General features: G+C 36.4%; 8 protein-coding genes and 1 pseudogene. 2 read left to right on the top strand and 7 right to left on the bottom strand.

What is annotated here, in order from left to right; all coding sequences use genetic code 11:
* Window positions 1-554: 554 nt before the first annotated feature.
* The 4 genes from lpcA to GFK82_RS02625 form a co-directional block, all read right to left on the bottom strand.
* Window positions 555-1,154 carry a D-sedoheptulose 7-phosphate isomerase gene (gene lpcA, locus GFK82_RS02640; RefSeq protein ID WP_226811284.1) on the bottom strand — a complete coding sequence of 200 codons (600 nt, stop codon included), beginning with the start codon at window positions 1,152-1,154 and terminating at the stop codon, window positions 555-557.
* 865 nt (window positions 1,155-2,019) lie between these two features.
* Window positions 2,020-3,192, bottom strand: a complete 1,173-nt coding sequence (locus GFK82_RS02635; RefSeq protein WP_226810390.1) for an IscS subfamily cysteine desulfurase — start codon at window positions 3,190-3,192, stop codon at window positions 2,020-2,022.
* Window positions 3,193-3,906: 714 nt separating this feature from the next.
* On the bottom strand, window positions 3,907-5,370 hold the full coding sequence (gene phrB, locus GFK82_RS02630; RefSeq protein WP_226810389.1) for a deoxyribodipyrimidine photo-lyase: 1,464 nt from the start codon (window positions 5,368-5,370) through the stop codon (window positions 3,907-3,909).
* A gap of 1,936 nt (window positions 5,371-7,306) precedes the next feature.
* Window positions 7,307-9,037 (bottom strand): potassium/proton antiporter, encoded by a 1,731-nt coding sequence (locus tag GFK82_RS02625; RefSeq protein WP_226810388.1) that lies wholly within the window; start codon window positions 9,035-9,037, stop codon window positions 7,307-7,309.
* Between the two features lie 2,162 nt (window positions 9,038-11,199).
* Between GFK82_RS02625 and lysA the strand changes: the two genes are divergently transcribed.
* Window positions 11,200-12,471, top strand: coding sequence for a diaminopimelate decarboxylase (gene lysA / locus GFK82_RS02620; RefSeq protein WP_226810387.1), 1,272 nt, complete (start codon window positions 11,200-11,202; stop codon window positions 12,469-12,471).
* A gap of 1,836 nt (window positions 12,472-14,307) precedes the next feature.
* A pseudogene (locus GFK82_RS02615) lies at window positions 14,308-15,106 on the top strand (nucleoside/nucleotide kinase family protein).
* A 630-nt stretch (window positions 15,107-15,736) separates the two neighbouring features.
* Here the strand turns inward: GFK82_RS02615 and sucD are convergent.
* From sucD to odhB, 3 genes are all read right to left on the bottom strand, one after another.
* A complete protein-coding gene (gene sucD / locus GFK82_RS02610; RefSeq protein ID WP_226810386.1) occupies window positions 15,737-16,609 on the bottom strand; it encodes a succinate--CoA ligase subunit alpha in 873 nt (290 codons plus the stop codon).
* Complete coding sequence (gene sucC, locus GFK82_RS02605; RefSeq protein WP_226810385.1) at window positions 16,609-17,775, bottom strand: ADP-forming succinate--CoA ligase subunit beta; 1,167 nt, start codon at window positions 17,773-17,775, stop codon at window positions 16,609-16,611. The genes sucD and sucC overlap by 1 nt, the downstream gene beginning before the upstream one ends.
* Window positions 17,776-17,844: 69 nt before the next feature.
* Window positions 17,845-19,059 carry a 2-oxoglutarate dehydrogenase complex dihydrolipoyllysine-residue succinyltransferase gene (gene odhB / locus GFK82_RS02600; protein WP_226810384.1) on the bottom strand — a complete coding sequence of 405 codons (1,215 nt, stop codon included), beginning with the start codon at window positions 19,057-19,059 and terminating at the stop codon, window positions 17,845-17,847.
* Window positions 19,060-19,072: the final 13 nt, after the last annotated feature.

Raw genomic sequence — 19,072 nt, 5'->3', positions numbered from 1 at the left:
TTTTTACATGGTATCACTAGAGGTATATGAAATGGAACTCGACATTTTTTAAACGTATTGAGATTATGATAGCTGAATATGCATGCTATATTGAGTTATTTATATAACTTAAATCTACGTTTTATAAAATAGATAAAAATTCATTGATGCTTCTGTTTTCTTTTTAAGAAAAAACCCCATATGAAGTTAAGAATTTGATTCTTATAGCAAAGATTTTATAAAAATACTATTGATTATTAGGCGTGTATGTTCCAGCATCAAGTGCTGAAAATTTAGTTCTATCTAGTTTATTTTATAAGATGGCTTGTTTTATATTTATATTAAAAATGCGATTCTTATAAGAGATCTTGGGATATAGAGAATTACATGCTAGCTAGAAAGTTATTAAGAAATGTGTTGGGTAGTAAAAAGCCACTCATGTTTTTTAGGACAGAGCAGTAAAAGTCACAAACTTGACTGATATCAGATACACGATACCTCCCTCCCGAATGTACTAGTTTTAATGTATGTAGAAATCTACATACATCACTCTAGTTTATTGTAGAAACAATTTGTTACCCGACTGTGGTTATTCCTGGTATTCCCATTTCTTTCTCGATGAGGAGAATTAAAATGTGAATTACCTTGATATGTATTTCCTGAATGCGGTCAGGATAACCACAATGGGGAACATGGATAGCCACGTCTGCGCTTTTAAGTATCCCACCTCCAGTATTTCCGGTAAGGACAACCACCCACATCTCTTTAGCGCGTGCGGTGTTAATAGCGCGGATAATATTTTCTGAAGTGCCGGAGGTGGATATAGCAAGTAGAACATCCCCTTTATGGGCTATGGCTTCTATATAGCGCGAGAATACTTGCTCGTACCCAAAATCATTGCTCACGCAGGATAAATGAGAGGGGTCAGAAATGGCGATTGCAGGATAGCCCGGACGATTCTCACGATAGCGGCCGGTTAATTCTTCGGCAAAATGCATTGCGTCGCAATGTGAACCGCCGTTACCGCAGGAGAGTACTTTTCCTCCAGATTTAAATGTATTAGCAATGCGTTTAGCTGCATCTCCGATCGCCTGAATATGGCGATCATCGCTAAGGATGTTTTGCAGTATTCGTAGAGCCTCATGAAATTCATTACGAATCAAGTTGTTATAAATTATATGACTCCTGTCATTAACATTGATAAATAGATGTGATTTCAAATTATGATTTAAATTTGAAGATGCAGCCTGAATTTTGTAAAAAACTAATATTTTTGTTAAATAATTCCTTGTTGAATATAAATTTATATTTTATAAAGCATAGTGGAATTATGTTTCCTGATGCATATTAAAATAATATATGAAGACAGAGTTAAAAATATCAGCGTCATGTAATTTCTCTTTTAGCAAAAGAGACATTCTGGTTTTTAGAATTTTCTTATAACAAGGTTACTCAACCATATCCTGAGCATCTGATATCTAGCGGTAGGTAAAAGCGTACTTTATAATAAACTCAATACACAAATAGTGAGCTCTATATTACACTTGATCAGTGTGTGGTTACAATTCTGAAAGAATTATCTTTTTATTCCTTTCCGAGAGCTATCAGTATTTTATGGATTTTGGTCAAATATCCTTGATTTATATTGAGACTCCATTTCGTGTATTATCGAGGCTCTAAGTTTTATATAAATGTGTAGAAATTTATTAAGTTGATTCCTTTATCCTGATGTAACAAATACTTTATTGAATTTCATTTTTTATTTATAAAAAAGACTGCATATCTATATCTAGATAATTGGATATATTCTGTCGAATACTCTTTTCTTGAAATTTTATGCCTAATGTTTTTTTTGACTATTATCTGGTGTTTTCTATTTGATTTTGCCTATCTTTTTTCCCTGAGAGTGTGGTAGGTTAAAACAATGATTAGAAATTGAAGAAATAAATACTGTACGCCGAAAATGGAAAAAGAATTCACTCAGAATAGACAACATACTGAAGTAAAAATATAATTTTGTTTTCTTACCCCAGAATTAAGCTAAAGGATGACACGTTGAGGTGAAATTTTACGCAGTCGTGAAATGGCTATCTGTGTTTGAGTGATGGCATACTCTATTTCTTCATGGGAGCTAAAGCGACCTAAAGAAAAACGGATAGAGCTGTATGCTAGTTCATCAGCAACCCCCATGACGCGTAAGACGTAAGATGGTTCAACATTAGCTGAGGTGCAGGCAGATCCTGTTGAGACCGCCAAATTTTTAAGCTCCGTAATAAGCAATGCCCCGTTAATATCATGAAAGCTAACATTAAGCAGTGTTGCTACGCTTTGCTGTATGTCTCCATTGAGAGATACCCCGTCGATCTGTTGCAATCCATGCCATAATTGATCTCGTAGTTTCCGTAAACGTGGAATTTCATATTCCAATTCTTGCTGCGCAAGAAAATAGGCTTGACCCATCCCAACAATTTGATGTACCGGAAGCGTTCCAGCGCGCATTCCGCGTTCATGATTACCGCCGTGGATTTGGGGATTAATCCACACCCGTGGATTATGACGAATAAACAAAGCTCCAATACCCTTCGGCCCGTACAGTTTATGTCCACTAAAAGACATTAGATCCACTGATAACGCTGGTAGATATATCGGTAATTTTCCAATACTTTGGCTGGCATCTACATGAAATAGGACTCCATGGACGCGACATATTTCACCGAAAGCCGAGATATCCTGGATTACACCAGTTTCATTATTAACATGCATTAATGAAACCAAAATTGTATCATCACGTATAGCATTTTGCAGCTGGTCTGGAGTGATAATACCATTCGTCGGTGGTACTAGCCAAGTAATGGTAAATCCTTCTCTCTCTAATTGCTGGCAGGTATCTAATACGGCTTTATGCTCAGTCATGGCCGTAATGATGTGATGGCCTTTATTGCAGCTGGCATACGCAGCCCCTTTCAGGGCTAGATTATTGGATTCAGTTGCGCCGGAAGTAAAAATGATTTCGCAAGAGTCTGCTCCCACTAAATCAGCAACGTAATTACGGGCAATATCAACCGCTTCTTCTGCTTGCCAACCATAACGGTGAGAGCGCGAAGCCGGATTTCCAAAAATCCCGTCAAGTGTAAGATATTTCATCATTTTCTCCGCTACCCGTGGATCAACTGGAGTGGTGGCGGAATAATCAAGATAAATCGGTAATTTCATGAATGATTCACTCTAGGCATCGATAAGAAGGTATCTTTTTATTATACTAAACGGTATGGGTTAATGTGAATCGTTATATTGCTAATCAATAACGATGCAGGAGCTCTTCATTACTACGTAGTGCGTTCAAAGCTATTTTCTTTAGAAAATTTCTAGTTTAAAAGATGAGTTTATTCTATATTCCTCTCAGTGAGGCAGCGCTTATTACCTTGAAATCCCTCTTTATCCTCTCACTGAGTGATGTGAATTAATTCATCATTTACAGTGATAATCATCGCGCAACAATAATCTGATTAGTGTGGATACTTAATAAAGAACTATTATGTTACTCTCCGTCTGTTGTTTTCCAGACTGTAAGAAGAGTGCTATCTAAAGAAGATAGGCAATTTTCTATTGTGCGAAAATTTCTCTAAGAGTTCATGAAGTATTATCCGAGTGTAGTGAAACCAAGCATAGCCATGCTCGTATCCCTTCCTTTAGAAGGGAGTCTTATGTTTAAGCTATCTTTAATAGTGAAGGAGAAAAATATTGATGTTTTTTATTAAGGTGCTTAACCCAAGTGTTTATAATAGATTGACTTGATTTTAATAAAAACTCTTTTCTTTGAAAAGAATTTTTATCTTCTATAGCATATATGTCACCTGAACTCTGGACTTTAGGTAAAGTCTCGATGTTTCTAGAACAAAAAAATCTGATTGATAAGCCATAATAATATTATGAATTTTTATTCATAAAGGAATTTTTTCTTGAAATTTTAAAGGAATAATCCTTAGCGGCATGAAATGCAGCGAGGGTTTTTTTTTGAGTATGCTGATAATCAATAATTTTTTCTGGATAATTTAGGACTGCTCCATTTCTTTCTAACCAAGCATGTGGAGCATAGATATATTCATCTGGAACATGGTTGAGTTCAGGCACCCATTTTCGTATAAAATTACCTTTTGGATCGTAACGCTTCCCTTGAGTAGTGGGATTGAAAATCCTAAAATAAGGTGCTGCATCAGTACCTGTAGAGGCTGCCCATTGCCAACCCCCATTGTTAGCTGCCAAATCTCCATCTAATAACTGTGACATAAAATACTGCTCACCTATTCTCCAATCAATTAGAAGGTTTTTGACTAAGAAGCTAGCGGTGATCATTCGTAGGCGATTATGCATCCACCCTATTGTATTGAGTTGACGCATCGCTGCGTCAACGAGAGGGTATCCAGTGATTCCTTGTTGCCAGGCATGTAAAGCTGCTGGATTTTTATTCCAGAATATATTATCGGTCCAATTAATAAACGGTTTATTCATACATAAAAATGGATATGCTACGATTAAATGACGATAAAATTCACGCCAGATCAGCTCACTGAACCAACAGAAAGGAGAACTATCCGTTTTCTCTAAAAAATCTGGGTATGCTACATATAATTCATGAAGACATTGTCGAGGTGAAATGACACCAATCGTTAAGTAGGGAGATAAACAACTGGTACCGTTAATACCTGGTAGATCACGTCGTTGAATATAGGTTGGCATTCCAACTTGACAAAATGTGCGTAAGCGATTTAACGCTGCTTTTTCACCAGAAGGAAATTTTTTATCTACTTTTTGATGGGGATAATCAAAAAAAGGAATTTTTTGTTGGCCCCCCCCCCCTTGACGAACTTTAGGGGAGGGTAATGGAGAGATTTCCGATGCTATTAGTTTACGAACAAATGCCGTGCGAAATGGTGTATATATCTTGTACATCTGAAGCTTCTGATTTAAGATACTGCCTGGTGGCAGGATTACCCCATCATCAAAACCTTTACAAATTGTTTCCTTACCTATCTCCATTTCTAATTGGAGATCACGTTTACGTTCGTTTACTTCATACTGACGATTATAGAAAATTTCCTTGACCTCTTCTTTATAACAATAATTGCGCAACCATCTTACTGCAGCATTAAAATCATCGCATTGATGATACAGAAAAGGAATCTGACATTCTGTCAATGCTTGTTCTAAATATATTAGATTATCGTAGATAAATGTTGCTTGGCGAGGAGACATTCCATGCCGGCGCCATTGTACAGGCGTAGCGATAAAGACAGCAAGGACCTTTACTTCCTGCTCGTTGCAGGCAGCATGTAATGCTGTATTATCATGGATTCGGAGATCGTTACGTAGCCAAACAAGACGAGTAATCATGATATCTCTTAATTTCTTAAAGAATATAGTAGTCTTGAGTTAACTTTATTGATCTACTATACATCCTGTTCCTAGATGATGATATCGAGAAACGAAAAATGCTACAGTAATTATTCTGATTGTTCAAGAAATTTGAAATGTTTTTATATGATTTATATGAATATAATATATAAATTACCTGCGTAATTATTTAGTTTCGTAGTGTGTAAATTATTTTTGTTTGATAAGTGTGCTTTGAGTAATAAGATGTTGTCAGTGTGTTCTATGCTAGAGCATTGTTCTCTATTGATTTTTCTCGATGTGAAAGTAGATGCTTGTATAAGCAAGGTATTTGATATGGATATGTAAATTAACACTATATCTCTCTATCCTCTGATTAGATATATAGGTAACCGAGGAGGTTGTCTGCGTTTAAGAGAAATATATGTGTGGGTTATAAAAGTTTGATATAGAAAATTAATAGAAACTTATTTCATAACATAACGCATTACTGCATGGGTGGGTTTTCACGTTCAAAAAAAAATCCAATATAAAATTATCATATATTGCTTTATGTAATATATGTACGATTTACATAAAATCCAAGTACACTTGGGTTTTAACTTTACATAACTTGAAATTATGATGAATTTATCAATGTTGATGTACCGAATATTTAGTTTTAAAAGGATATATCATATCGGTTTATAATGAGTTTGTAAGATATCCATATTTTATTGATTAAATTTCTTATTAAAGTGGTTTGTAAATATATATATGGATATAGAGCTATTAATATCTGTATCTTGCGATTGAAATTAAGTCGCTTATCCACCCGTCTTATCTTTTGTCATTTTTATCTATTTTCGTACTTGGGCTTCTGTATAGAACATTGGGACTTGAGATATATTATCTAGAATAAAATATCAACGAGTCTTTTTTATTAAAAAGAAAAATGCACTTTATTCTCGGAGAATTACTTTGGGTAAGTGCTGAGTTTTTATAAACTGTAGACGAGCTTTATAAAGTATATGAATTGACACTGTATCAATGATAAACACTGGATGGTATTAAGGATTATAAATAAATCTTACTAGCATGAAAAGATAACGTTGTTTCTATTCAAGAAGTCGCATTGTTTTCTAGAAAAAAAATCGCTTACCCTCTATTTTTTGAATTTTGAATTCATCATTGGGAAAATTCTTGATTCTTTTATACCTGATTAGGCTCAATATATTCTTCTGTAAGCAGAAAGTGAAGAATGCTCGTAATATCAATTGAACAGCAGTAAAAGTGTATGGTATATGATATTTATAGTGATTCGTGGGTTTCCCTATATTTAGTAGTAAAAGTATTATTTAATAAATAGTGAATAAGATTGTATAAGGTTTTGTTTTAGTATATATCATGGGGTTCAATTTTTTCTCTCCTTTTATAGAAGATTCAGATTAAAGTTTAAGCGTGATGCTTTTGTATATTACTTATTGATAATATTCTATAGTTAACTATTGGTTTTTATCGACAAACAATAGCAAGGAATATACAAATTATCTTTCAGGATGAGAAAATATATTGTTATAGGAAAATATGAGTTTTAACGATTATAAGCAGAGCTTGGTATGAGAGGGCTCTCAGCCCTCTAGTCTATCTGAAGATAAAGAGTATGTTGCACTAACATAATAAACATATGTCAGCGGTGTTGTAAAACTATGGCATTCATGCTGGTAAAGCGTGTAAGATTATGTCGATTTATTAATAGCGCTATCGCTTAACCAGTATTAGAAAGGGTGGAATCTTTACGTCAGTATGAAAGACTCTTACATAGTTCAATCTGAAGGATTTAAACACTTCATTGAGGTATCTTCAGGGATATGACAAGAGATATTGAGCATTCAACTGTTTTTCCGTGTAGATAAAGGTATTATTATCTCCTGATTCTTGGAGATCTCGTCTAGATTTAGGTTAGTTCCTCAGCAAGCTTTATGCCAATTTTTCTAACTTGATGTTTATCTTTTTCGGCGATGGTCCAGATAACGCCTTCTGCTAGGACATTATCGCCGACTACTGGTTCACCTCCACCCAGTAAGGTCATGACGAACTGTCCGAGTGTTAGTTCAGAACCGATTTCTCCAGGAAATTCTAGACCGTAAATAGATGAGATATCACGTAAATTGGCACTGGCTTCTAGGATAAAATCCCCAAAAAATCTCTGATCGAGTGCAATAGGCGGCGATTGACTAAATAGTCTGCCCAGCGCGGGTAAATCTTTCTCTCGACCAATAATGCAAAGAATATCTCTTTCTCGTAGACGAGTATGAGCAGTTGGATGAAATAATACATTATCACGAAAAAGAGCGGCAATACCTGTATGACGGGGCATTTTTAGATCACGCAGAGCCGCACCGATACACCAGTTGGTGTTTCCTAATTGGTAAATAAATTGCTCCCATGGGTTGTCTGGATGAATATCCATTCCAATGCGGGAAATCGGAGAGGCAGTAGGGGGCACGATTACTTTTGCTAGATAGGCGGCAAATCCAAGAGAGGTTCCCTGTAATAGCAGGGAAATGAGCACAATAAAAAACGCTACATTGAAATATAAACGTGCATTGTCTAAGCCTGCCATCATCGGGAAGACTGCCAAGATGATTGGCACCGCGCCTCGTAGGCCAACCCAGGAGAGAAAAACCCGTTCTCGCGTGGTGTAGTGGCGAAATGGTAGAAGACCAACCAAAATTGAGAGCGGACGTGCAACGAGCATCAACCACAGTGAGAGAACAAGTGCGGGAATGCAAATCATCCATAAATCGCTTGGTGTAACTAATAAGCCTAATACCAAAAACATGCAGATCTGGCTAAGCCAGGCCATGCCGTCAAAAGTTTGCAAAATACCGTATCGGTTTCTGATCGGTCGGTTTCCTAGCACAAAACCGCAAAGATAGACTGCTAGAATACCGCTGCCTTCTAGCGCAGTAGTGAGAGAAAAAATCATAATGCCCCCGCTTACCGCTAGGAGTGGGTAAAGACCGTTAGCTAGTGAAATACGGTTGATGATTTGTTGTAACAGCCACCCTCCCGCGAGACCAATGAGAATAGCCAAGCCAAATGCGCGAATAAAATTTATTAAAAATAGCCAGTTAAGGTGGGTTTGATCCTTTTGAATCATGGTTATTAGCGTTATAGTCAGAAATACTGCCATCGGATCGTTGCTGCCTGATTCGAGCTCGAGCGTAGATGTCACACGTTCGTTTAACCCCTTATTACCTAGCAGTGAGAATACAGCTGCAGCGTCGGTAGAAGCAACAATGGCGCCGATCAGCATGCCTTCAATTATATTTAATCCAAAGAGCCACGTTGCGGCCATGCCAGTTAAGCCAGTAGTGATTATCACTCCCACCGTTGCCAGGGATAATGAGGGCCAAAGAGCAACACGAAAAGCAGTGGTGCGTGTACGCATACCGCCATCTAGTAAAATCACCGCCTGTGCTAGATTACTAATCAAATATGCAACAGGATAGTTATCAAACGCAATTCCACCTAGGCCATCAATTCCGGCTAACATGCCAATAGTTAGAAAAATCACTAGAATAGGAATACCAAGACGTGAGGAAAAAGAACTAAGGAGGATACTACTCCCCACCAATATTGAACCGATAATAAATACATTCATAATGGTGCTACTGTCCAAATAAGGTCTCCTTTTGAATTTTTATTTCATACTTTATCTCTTTTTATCTTAGAGAAGCGTTATAACCCAAAAATTTCCACAATAACTCTTGGAATAGGAGTATTGGAAGCATAAGTTAAAAATAGGAGAGGATTGCAACATATGTTCCGGGGTGTTGTCCGTCGGAGTCCGAAATAAATCAAGGAGAGGCAGGAAATCTTATTTGGAAGATTAGTGCCGGGACTCAATTAGACTACCCTTATAATCACGAAAAAAGTGATCGGTTACCATTTATTTATTTCAAAGAGTTTCCAGAATTCTTCGTTATAAGAAAAGGTTGAAAAATGCTTTTTTTAAAATTTGATAATATTCTCCGTTTACTAGTTTTCTTCCCCGTTAGTTCCTTAGGTAAGAGAAATTTATTATGTTATCGTTAACTTTTATTAGTTGACGGAGTCAGATCTATCATTTTTTACTATACTGGTCCGTAGATAAATGTACTGGTATTATCCAGGCCACCGATGGTGTTAAGTGTCAAGGTAGTTAGCGTTTTTCTTATGGCTAAGGTATTTAATTCTAATTATGTAATTCAAGTAATCAATTTGGTTGATTTTAAAGATAAATCGATGTGTAAACAGAATACAAAGAATTGAAGACCTCTAAAAAAAAGTAAAGTGTTTTTATAGAATCTATATTTGTATTTATATCTGTATTTCGTTGAATACATCAAATACAGTTAAGATCATTAACTAGACTCAAGCGAAGGATAGATGCATCTAACTTAAAAAAACACAAAATACTTAGATACTTACTAAAAACGGATCGAGAACTGTTTTATGTATAAAAAAGAGATTGACTATTTTAAAAAAATAGAAAATATAATCCATCACGGCCCTACCTCATCTGGTCTCTCTCGAAAACAAAAGGGTGTTTTTTAAGAATCAGCGAATAAAATTAAATAATAACCTGTTTCATTAAATGGATATTATTTGCTTTAATATGTATTAGAAATGAATGATGTTATTTAGACTCACAGTATCGTGATTATCTTTAGTAGTCAGAAGATTAATGGTGAAGATAAAGATATTAACAGTGCGGAGTAACTTCGAATTTTTTGTTATTAAACATGAATACCTTGCAATCATAGAAACATATAAATTATTACTTTAGCGTTCTTTTAAAAAACCGCATTGGTTTGATTGATTCTGTTTTTTCTATATAAACCATAGTTTTGCATGGGTTATAAGAGAAGATCTCAACACTTATTTTTTTGAAAAGTGACACAACTAGTGGGCAATATAGTCGAGTAAAAACATTATGAAGATATATTTCTATATACCCAGGAAATATCAGCTCTAAAAACTAGAACGATGGCTTAGGTATAGTCATAAATCTGTATTGACTGTAGCTCTAAGTATTATATTAGCTCTGCTAATGCTGTATCTATCGCATAAATCGCTTCTGTTAAGAATGGGATGAAATCCTGATTTTCAGATAATACAGTTGACTCTTTCAAAAGAGTTTTAGAATTTTTCTAAAAAATACTTTTCTCTTTTTTACTATGTTTAGTAATGATGTGATGAGGCTTACATCTTGTTTTTTTCTTGAGAATAGCAGGGAGTACGTATGTACTCATATCAAAAAGCAGACAACATAAAAACCATATAATAACATATTCAAAAATAATGGGTTACATTTGAGTTTATATAAACATACAGTAATGTCCGAATATATTAAATATGTTCTCATGATAAGAGATTTTTTCACTATAGATCTAGCTATGTAATGGGTTTTAATTGGTGTTTATAACACTAAACGCGTCTGACCTATTTGGTATGCTTCATGTATCAAGTAGAGCAAAGCAGATTGCATGAAAGGCGAATATAAAATGTTGCTATCGAATATAAGCTGAAAAACCACTCTTTTTATACTGGCAATGTCATGAAAATAAACCAATTTTGACATATTTTACTTTTTAGCCAGTATATATAGATATTTCTGTTGCAGAACAGGGTAGTATTTTAGTCTATCAGAGATTCACATGTAATTAATTCTGAATTATTTTAAAACCAATCATCTTTATTCTTGGATGTGAAGATTAACAGGTGTCAATGGATGACACAGAGAATCCACAAACCTAAGCTGTCGTTGCTGGAAGCGATCTATTTTATTCAAGGACTATCATGCCGCACAATCTTTATGCGACAGAGCGAGATCTGAACGCTGCTAATTTATTACCATTATATCACCAGTATGGTGGCCCTGTATGGGTGTATGAGGCGGAAATCATCCAAGCGAGGATTAGACAATTACGCCGTTTCGATGTGATTCGTTTTGCCCAGAAAGCGTGTTCAAACATTCACTTATTATCCCTCATGCGTCGGTATGGAGTAAAGGTAGACTCAGTTTCTCTCGGAGAGATTGAGCGCGCTTTGCTTGCTGGTTTTCAGCCGGGTACAGAGAACGATGAAATTGTCTTTACCGCTGATTTGTTGGATGAACCAACCCTTGCGCGAGTGGTTGAACTTAGTATTCCGGTTAACGTTGGCTCTGCAGATATGCTGACGCAGCTCGGTGTCCGCTCGCCAGGGCATGCTGTCTGGCTAAGAATCAACCCGGGCTTTGGTCACGGCCACAGTAAAAAAACGAATACCGGTGGCGAAAATAGCAAGCATGGCATTTGGCATGAAGATTTATCAATGGCTATCGCCCTTATTCAGCGATATAACCTGCGACTTATCGGCATGCACATGCATATTGGTTCGGGTGTGGATTACAATCACCTATCCCAGGTCTGCGATGCTATGGTGAAACAAGTGATTGCTAGCGGATTAGATCTTTCGGTTATTTCTGCTGGAGGGGGATTATCAGTACCTTATCGTGCTGGAGATGAAGTGATTGATCTTGAACATTACTTTGGGTTGTGGGATGCCGCCCGGCGAAAAATTAGCGAACATCTGGAGCATGCAGTAACGCTTGAGATTGAACCTGGTCGGTTTCTAGTAGCGGAATCAGGTGTCCTGGTGACGAAAATCAGGGCGGTAAAAGATATGGGTAAATCGCATTTTGTGTTAGTGGATGTGGGCTTTAATGATCTAATGCGCCCAGCAATGTATGGCAGCCACCATGCGATATCACTATTGCCGGCGGATGGTAGTAGCGATGGTGATAACGGAGCACAATCGCTGCGTGATACTGTAGTGGGAGGTCCACTGTGTGAATCTGGCGATGTCTTTACCCAAGCTAGCGATAGCGGAATTGTACCCTGTCGTTTACCTAAGCAGTCTCAGGTAGGGGATTATCTAATTTTTCACGATACTGGGGCTTATGGTGCCTCTATGTCTTCCAACTATAATAGTCGCCCGCTATTGCCCGAAGTTTTATTTGAACAAGGGCAGCCCAGGCAAATTCGCCGGCGTCAGCGCTTGCAAGAGTTGTTTGATTTGGAGGTATGAGAGAACGTATTTAAACAATACGGTTTTAGTTTAGAACTGTTTATTCTGGTATATAGTATGTGTTCTATCACCATGTCATCTAAAATATTATAAATACCTTTAGAAATAAACAAGGTCAATAGTGTAGTCTGTTATCTCAGACTATTTTTTAGTCTTTTTTTTTTGCGTAGAGGATGCATTATACTTCCTCTCAAGCAACTGCTGATAAAATAGTAGTTGCTTGGTTGCTGTTTAGGTTGTGAAGTGGGCTTAGTTCTAACATCAAGCAGACAGTGTACAAATAAACTATAATGCCTTTAAAATATGCAATAGAAGATAGCAAGATTATTTCTTGAAATATATCTGATTCATGGAATATAAATTCTTCATAGATCATGATAGAGTTTTGTTTTTAATACTCTATTAGAGTATTCCTATTTGTATTGCTTGATATATAGATGAATGTAATCTAATTTTTTTATTTAGAATACCAAAGTAGAGCTTTATAGGAAATATTTATATATTTCTTTATTTATCCCAAGGTATTTTCAAAAAGAAAACGAGCGTCTATAAATTTCCTCATATCTTCTATGGCTATCTAATAGATGATCAGTAAAAATGTCTTTTTATTAAGATTATAGAACATCCTAATATTATTCTTTTTGTCTTTTTGAAAGACAGATATAGATTTAGTACAAGATTTTATCTTGTTTATGAAATTAATATTTATGCAGTTTATTTCATGTTTTTAGGGATGTTTACATCTAAATATAAAAGCAATTAAGTTTATTATTTTCATCTTCACCATGGTGAAACTTAGATTATTTAAACTGAATTTTACATAAACTTCCTACTTTATATTCTCACTTGAATAATAATCCAATTCGAATTAAAATACGATAAAATTTGTAATTTTATACTGGATTATGAGAAAATTCTTTAAAATAATATACTTGTAAAGTGCCAGTGGTAGGTCTTGTCTGGTGCGAGTATCTTTTATTTGAGAAGAATAATGAGATATCCATAATCTTCAATGGAGTGAATAAAATTCAGAGATATATTTTATATACTATTAGAAATAGTAACTGTTATTAACTAATCAAATTATCGATTAAAATATGAAGATAGAACGAAAATCGTTAATACTTGTTTTTATTTTAAAGTAATGGTTTAGAATATTAATAAATAATTAATAAGCAAATCCAGTTGATAGCTAAATATATTAAATAGTTTTTTATTGAAAAAGTATTTAATTTATAAGTATCAATATATGATGCAATCAGGAAAACAGATGTTATTTCTTAAATTATTAAGAAATATTGGGTATGGTTTGATGAGTTAGTTTAGATAATACTGTTTATAAAGAAAATAGTTTGAATATAGATTTTATATAGCGAAGGAGATTAATTAGTGGTTAATCACTGATATCTCATTGTGATTAATTTTAGAAAAAAAACCAGTATTGATTGAGAGAAATATATAGTAAAGGATATGAGAATAAGTATTAATGATTATGTATTAGCACTATATCTATATTGTTATTGGATTAATTTCGTGTATTCACAGTCATTAATAGAACATTGCTTCTATACCAATAAGTTAATAATGCGAGAATTTTCATTATATTTTATATAATACAATATTAATAAATATATTCTTTATTTATTTTATGTGTATTGTTTTCATGGGACAATGAATTTTCAAAAAGCCAGGATCTACATTTAGTACTCAGTACAATATTAAAGACAAATAAAATATTTTAAAGGTAACAAAAGATAGCTACTGCGATATAGTAACTTTATATAATGTAATTAAAATTAAATCGATTGCCTATATCAATATTATTGAGGTTGTATTATGTCACCACAGCATCCAATAATTGTTATTACCGGTACTAGTAGTGCAAGAACCACAATCACCAGTTTAGATTTTCGAAAAAAAATCTTTCAATAATGAGATATCCTCATCGCATAAATTGAAGGTGATAGCTTTCAGTATTTTATTCATTTGTAATGGACCGAGCCATTCCTAAATCGCGTGATTTAGGTAAGTATAATGAGTCATTTCGGGTCGATGGCTAATAACTTTGATCTTCTGGAGAAGACTTTTTATCAATATTCGAAAAGTAGCTGAGGGAAGGCACGCAAATATTTGCATACTTACGACGAAGCTGTTTCATATAATCAGGTCCCCGGTACTTTTACGCCTTGGCAGAAGTTGTTTGAGTCAATAGATCTATTATTTTATGAAGGGCTGTATGGCGGCGCTGTGACCGCGTTTAATGATGTTTCGAAATATGTAGATTTACTAGTGGGGATAGTGCTGATAGTCAATAGTAAGAGCTATGGAAGATGATATCAATTTTATAACACCGAAATCATTCCGAACAAATATTGCCTTTCAGTGGGTATCGAAAGTAGATATCCCTAATCCGTTTTCAGCTAAGACGATTCCATCACGAGATGAAAATTTTCTGGTTATACACTGCCGCAGTCTTAACAATATCAATTTTCTTTATTTACTAGCAATCTTACAGGGATCGTTGATATCTAACATCAATATACTTGTGGTGCTGGGAGGTACAATGGGTTTGGCAATGGAACTTATTATATTATTTTTAATAAAGCAGTTTTTAAAAGGAAAATATATTCGCTAAGTTTTCACTTAACTATTGAGTCGGAACTTTAAGATTGATGTATTAGTATAATTGATGCCGTCATTATCTTATAATATAGGTATGAATTATTGTCTATGATTTTTAAATCACTTTTGGTTTCACTGTTTATCTATTTTTTTATAGATAAAAGTGCCGTTTTTATACGGTTGTCGGGAATAAAAACAGTAGATTTTAAGTACATATTTAAAATATGTTCGATTTTGAACGATATACAATTTTTATCTCTGATTCTGATTAAAGTCAGCCATCTTTCTTTAAAATTGTGTAGGATTAAAATATGATGAGTTTTAACTACCTATGTAACAATTTATTTATATAGGTGTAAATTACTCGATTCAACAGGTTATTTTATTCTTTTTTTACTAAAATTAGACGGTAGCTAATAGATTACCTACCTTAGATAGGTGAAACGGAGTATTTTCTATATTTATTTGGTATGGCACAATAAATAGAAAGTATCGGGTTATCTTTTGAATCTAATATAAAATATAAGAAACATGTATGAAAAAAGCCTAGTGTGATGATGTAATATGTATGTAGAGATGATTACGATCATCTCTGTTAAATAATCTTTTTTATTTATTATTGCCGTCTTCCGACGGCTCGGTTTTATTTTGATAAAATTTGCTTCATCGTTTCGCCGATTTTAGTGAGGTTGCTTACAGTCTTAACCCCTGCGGCTTGCAGGGCGGCAAATTTTTCATCTGCCGTTCCCTTTCCGCTTGCGATGATCGCGCCTGCATGTCCCATGCGTTTTCCTTTTGGTGCCGTTACGCCAGCGATATAGCCGATAACCGGTTTAGTGATGTGATTCTTGATATAAATAGCTGCAACTTCTTCTGCAGTACCCCCGATTTCACCGATAATTACGATACCTTCCGTCTGTGGATCCTCTTCAAACAATTTCAAGATATCGACAAAGTTCGATCCGGAGATTGGATCTCCGCCAATACCGATACAGCTGGATTGGCCAAGGCCAGTGTCAGTAGTTTGCTTTACAGCCTCATATGTCAGTGTCCCGGAGCGGGAAATGATTCCTACTCGACCAGCTTGATGGATATGTCCTGGCATAATACCTATTTTACATTCTCCCGGAGTGATAACGCCCGGGCAGTTAGGTCCAATCATACGGGTTTTGCTTTGATCAAGTTTGCTTTTCACTGTCAGCATATCCAAGATTGGGATACCTTCAGTAATACAGATAATCAGCTCAATTCCAGCATCAATGGATTCTAATATCGAGTCTTTGCAAAAGGGTGCGGGTACATAGATAACAGATGCTGTAGCTCCAGTTTTTTCAACTGCTTCGCGTACTGTATTATACACTGGTATACCAAGATGTTTTGTATTACCTTTACCAGGTGTAACGCCGCCAACCATTTGAGTTCCATAAGCTATCGCCTGTTTAGAGTGGAAAGTGCCTTGACTACCAGTAAAACCTTGGCAAAGGACTTTAGTGTGTTTATTAATTAAAATTGACATTATGTACTCTCCACTGCACTGACAACTTGTTTTACTGCATCGGTGAGATTCCTGGAAGGACTGATCTTCAGTCCGCTATCTAGCAAGCGTTTTCTGCCAAGTTCGGCATTATTTCCTTCCAGTCGGACTACTACGGGGACCTTGACGCCTACTTCAGATACCGCGAGGATGATGCCATCGGCGATCAAATCACAGCGAACGATACCTCCGAAAATATTTACTAGTACCGCTTTTACTTTCTCATCTGACAGAATAAGCTTAAACGCTTCAGTGACGCGCTCCTTGTCTGCACTACCACCTACATCAAGGAAGTTAGCTGGTGCACCACCGTGAAGTTTAACAATATCCATTGTTCCCATTGCTAGACCGGCCCCATTGACCATGCAACCAATGTTTCCGTCTAGTGCTACATAATTTAACTCTAAATGCATGGCGTGCGCTTCACGTTCGTCTTCTTGGCTATGATCCTGCATTTCGCGCATTTCTGACTGTCGGAAAAGTGCGTTTCCGTCGACGCTTAGTTTACCATCAAGGCAAATTAGATCGCCGGAGTGTGTGATCACTAGTGGATTGATTTCTAGTAGTGCCAGATCGCGTTCTAGAAATAATGTTGCCAGACCAAGGAAGATCGTACTAAACTGATTGATTTGTTTGCCATGTAGGCCAAGTTTAAAAGCAAGCGCTCGGCCTTGATAAGGTTGGGGACCGGTTAGTGGATCTAAGATTGTTTTATAAATCAGATGAGGTGTCTCTTCCGCCACCTGTTCAATTTCTATGCCTCCGGAAGTAGAGGCCATAAATACTATTCGACCTATGTTGCGATCAATAACTGCTCCTAGATATAGTTCTTTATGGATATCGGTAACTGCTTCTACTAAAATCTGATTAACCGGTTGCCCAAAAATGTCTGTCTGATAGGTTATTAAACGCTTACCTAACCATTGTTTTGTGAAGGCCAGGATTTCTTCTTTCAGTTTTACTATTTTAACCCCCCCGGATTTACCTCGCCCGCCAGCGTGAACCTGGCATTTTAGTACCCATGGACCACTGCCAATTTTCGAGGCAAACTCTACCGCTTCTTGAGGAGTATTACAAGCGTAACCTGTTGGCACAGGCAGACCATATCGCACAAAAAGCTTTTTTGCCTGATATTCATGTAAATTCATGATGTGAGTTCCATCTTTATCTAGAGAGTGTCAGCGGCGTTGCGTCTGTTGTGGCATCGCCGTCATGCGTTAAACGTCCAGTAGGAGTCGATTAGGGTCTTCTAGCATTTCTTTCACTGTGCACAGGAAGCTCACGGATTCTTTTCCGTCAATCAGGCGGTGATCGTAAGAAAGAGCCAGATACATCATTGGAAGAATAATTATTTTCCCATCCACGGCCATCGGCCGATCATTGATAGAATGCATGCCAAGAATCGCGCTCTGTGGCGGGTTGATGATGGGTGTTGACATTAGTGAGCCGAACACGCCGCCATTGGTGATGGTAAAGTTTCCACCAGTTATCTCCTCGACTTTGAGTTTACCGTCCCGTCCTTTAATAGCTAATTCTTTGATTTTTTTTTCAATATCAGCCATGCTGAGTGCATCAATATTTTTTATAACGGGAGTTACCAAGCCGCGAGGCGTAGATACAGCGATGCTGATATCAAAGTAGTTATGGTAGACTACTTCTTCGCCATCGATAGAAGCATTCACTTCGGGAAAGCGTTGCAGTGACTCTAGTACTGCTTTGACATAAAAAGACATGAAGCCAAGTCGGATAGCGTGACGTTTTTCAAAAGCTTCTCCGTACTGCTTGCGAAGATTTATTACTGGCTGCATGTTAACTTCGTTAAACGTTGTTAACATAGCTGTACTGTTTTTTGCTTCCAAAAGACGCTCGGCTAGGCGCTTTCGTAGACGCGTCATTGGCACGCGTTTTTCACTACGATCTCCGAGTGCCGGAGATACAGAGTGTATTTGTTCGTGGCTGGAAGGGATACTGTGTTGATTAGGGATATTTTTTTCAATATCCATACGGGTAAGACGTCCGCCAACGCCGCTGCCCTTAATGGGTTTAGGATTAAGATCGTGTTCAGCAATGAGGCGTCGAATGGCAGGGCTTAAGGTATCTTTTCTAACTTTTTCCAGGTGTTCTATGTTATTCTGAGTTAATGTGATTTCCTGGGTCTGGGATTTTTCTGGGATTGTTTTTTCGGTATTGTCAAGTAAACGTAGTCGTCCAAGTACTTGACGGGCGGTAACGGTAGTCCCTTCCTCTGTCAATAATATTTCCAAAATACCAAACTCGGGCGCTGGTACTTCCAGTACTACTTTGTCGGTTTCAATCTCGACCAGGATTTCATCGCGCTGAACACTATCACCGGGTTTTTTATGCCAGGTAGCAACCGTGGCATCCGAGACTGATTCAGGTAGGTCAGGAACTAGAATATCTACACTACTCATTCTCTATCCTTAT

It is taken from the genome of Candidatus Steffania adelgidicola, assembly GCF_020541225.1.
In the GTDB taxonomy this organism is placed as follows: Bacteria; Pseudomonadota; Gammaproteobacteria; order Enterobacterales; family Enterobacteriaceae; genus Steffania; species Steffania adelgidicola.
This window is presented reverse-complemented; position numbering and strand designations above follow the sequence as displayed.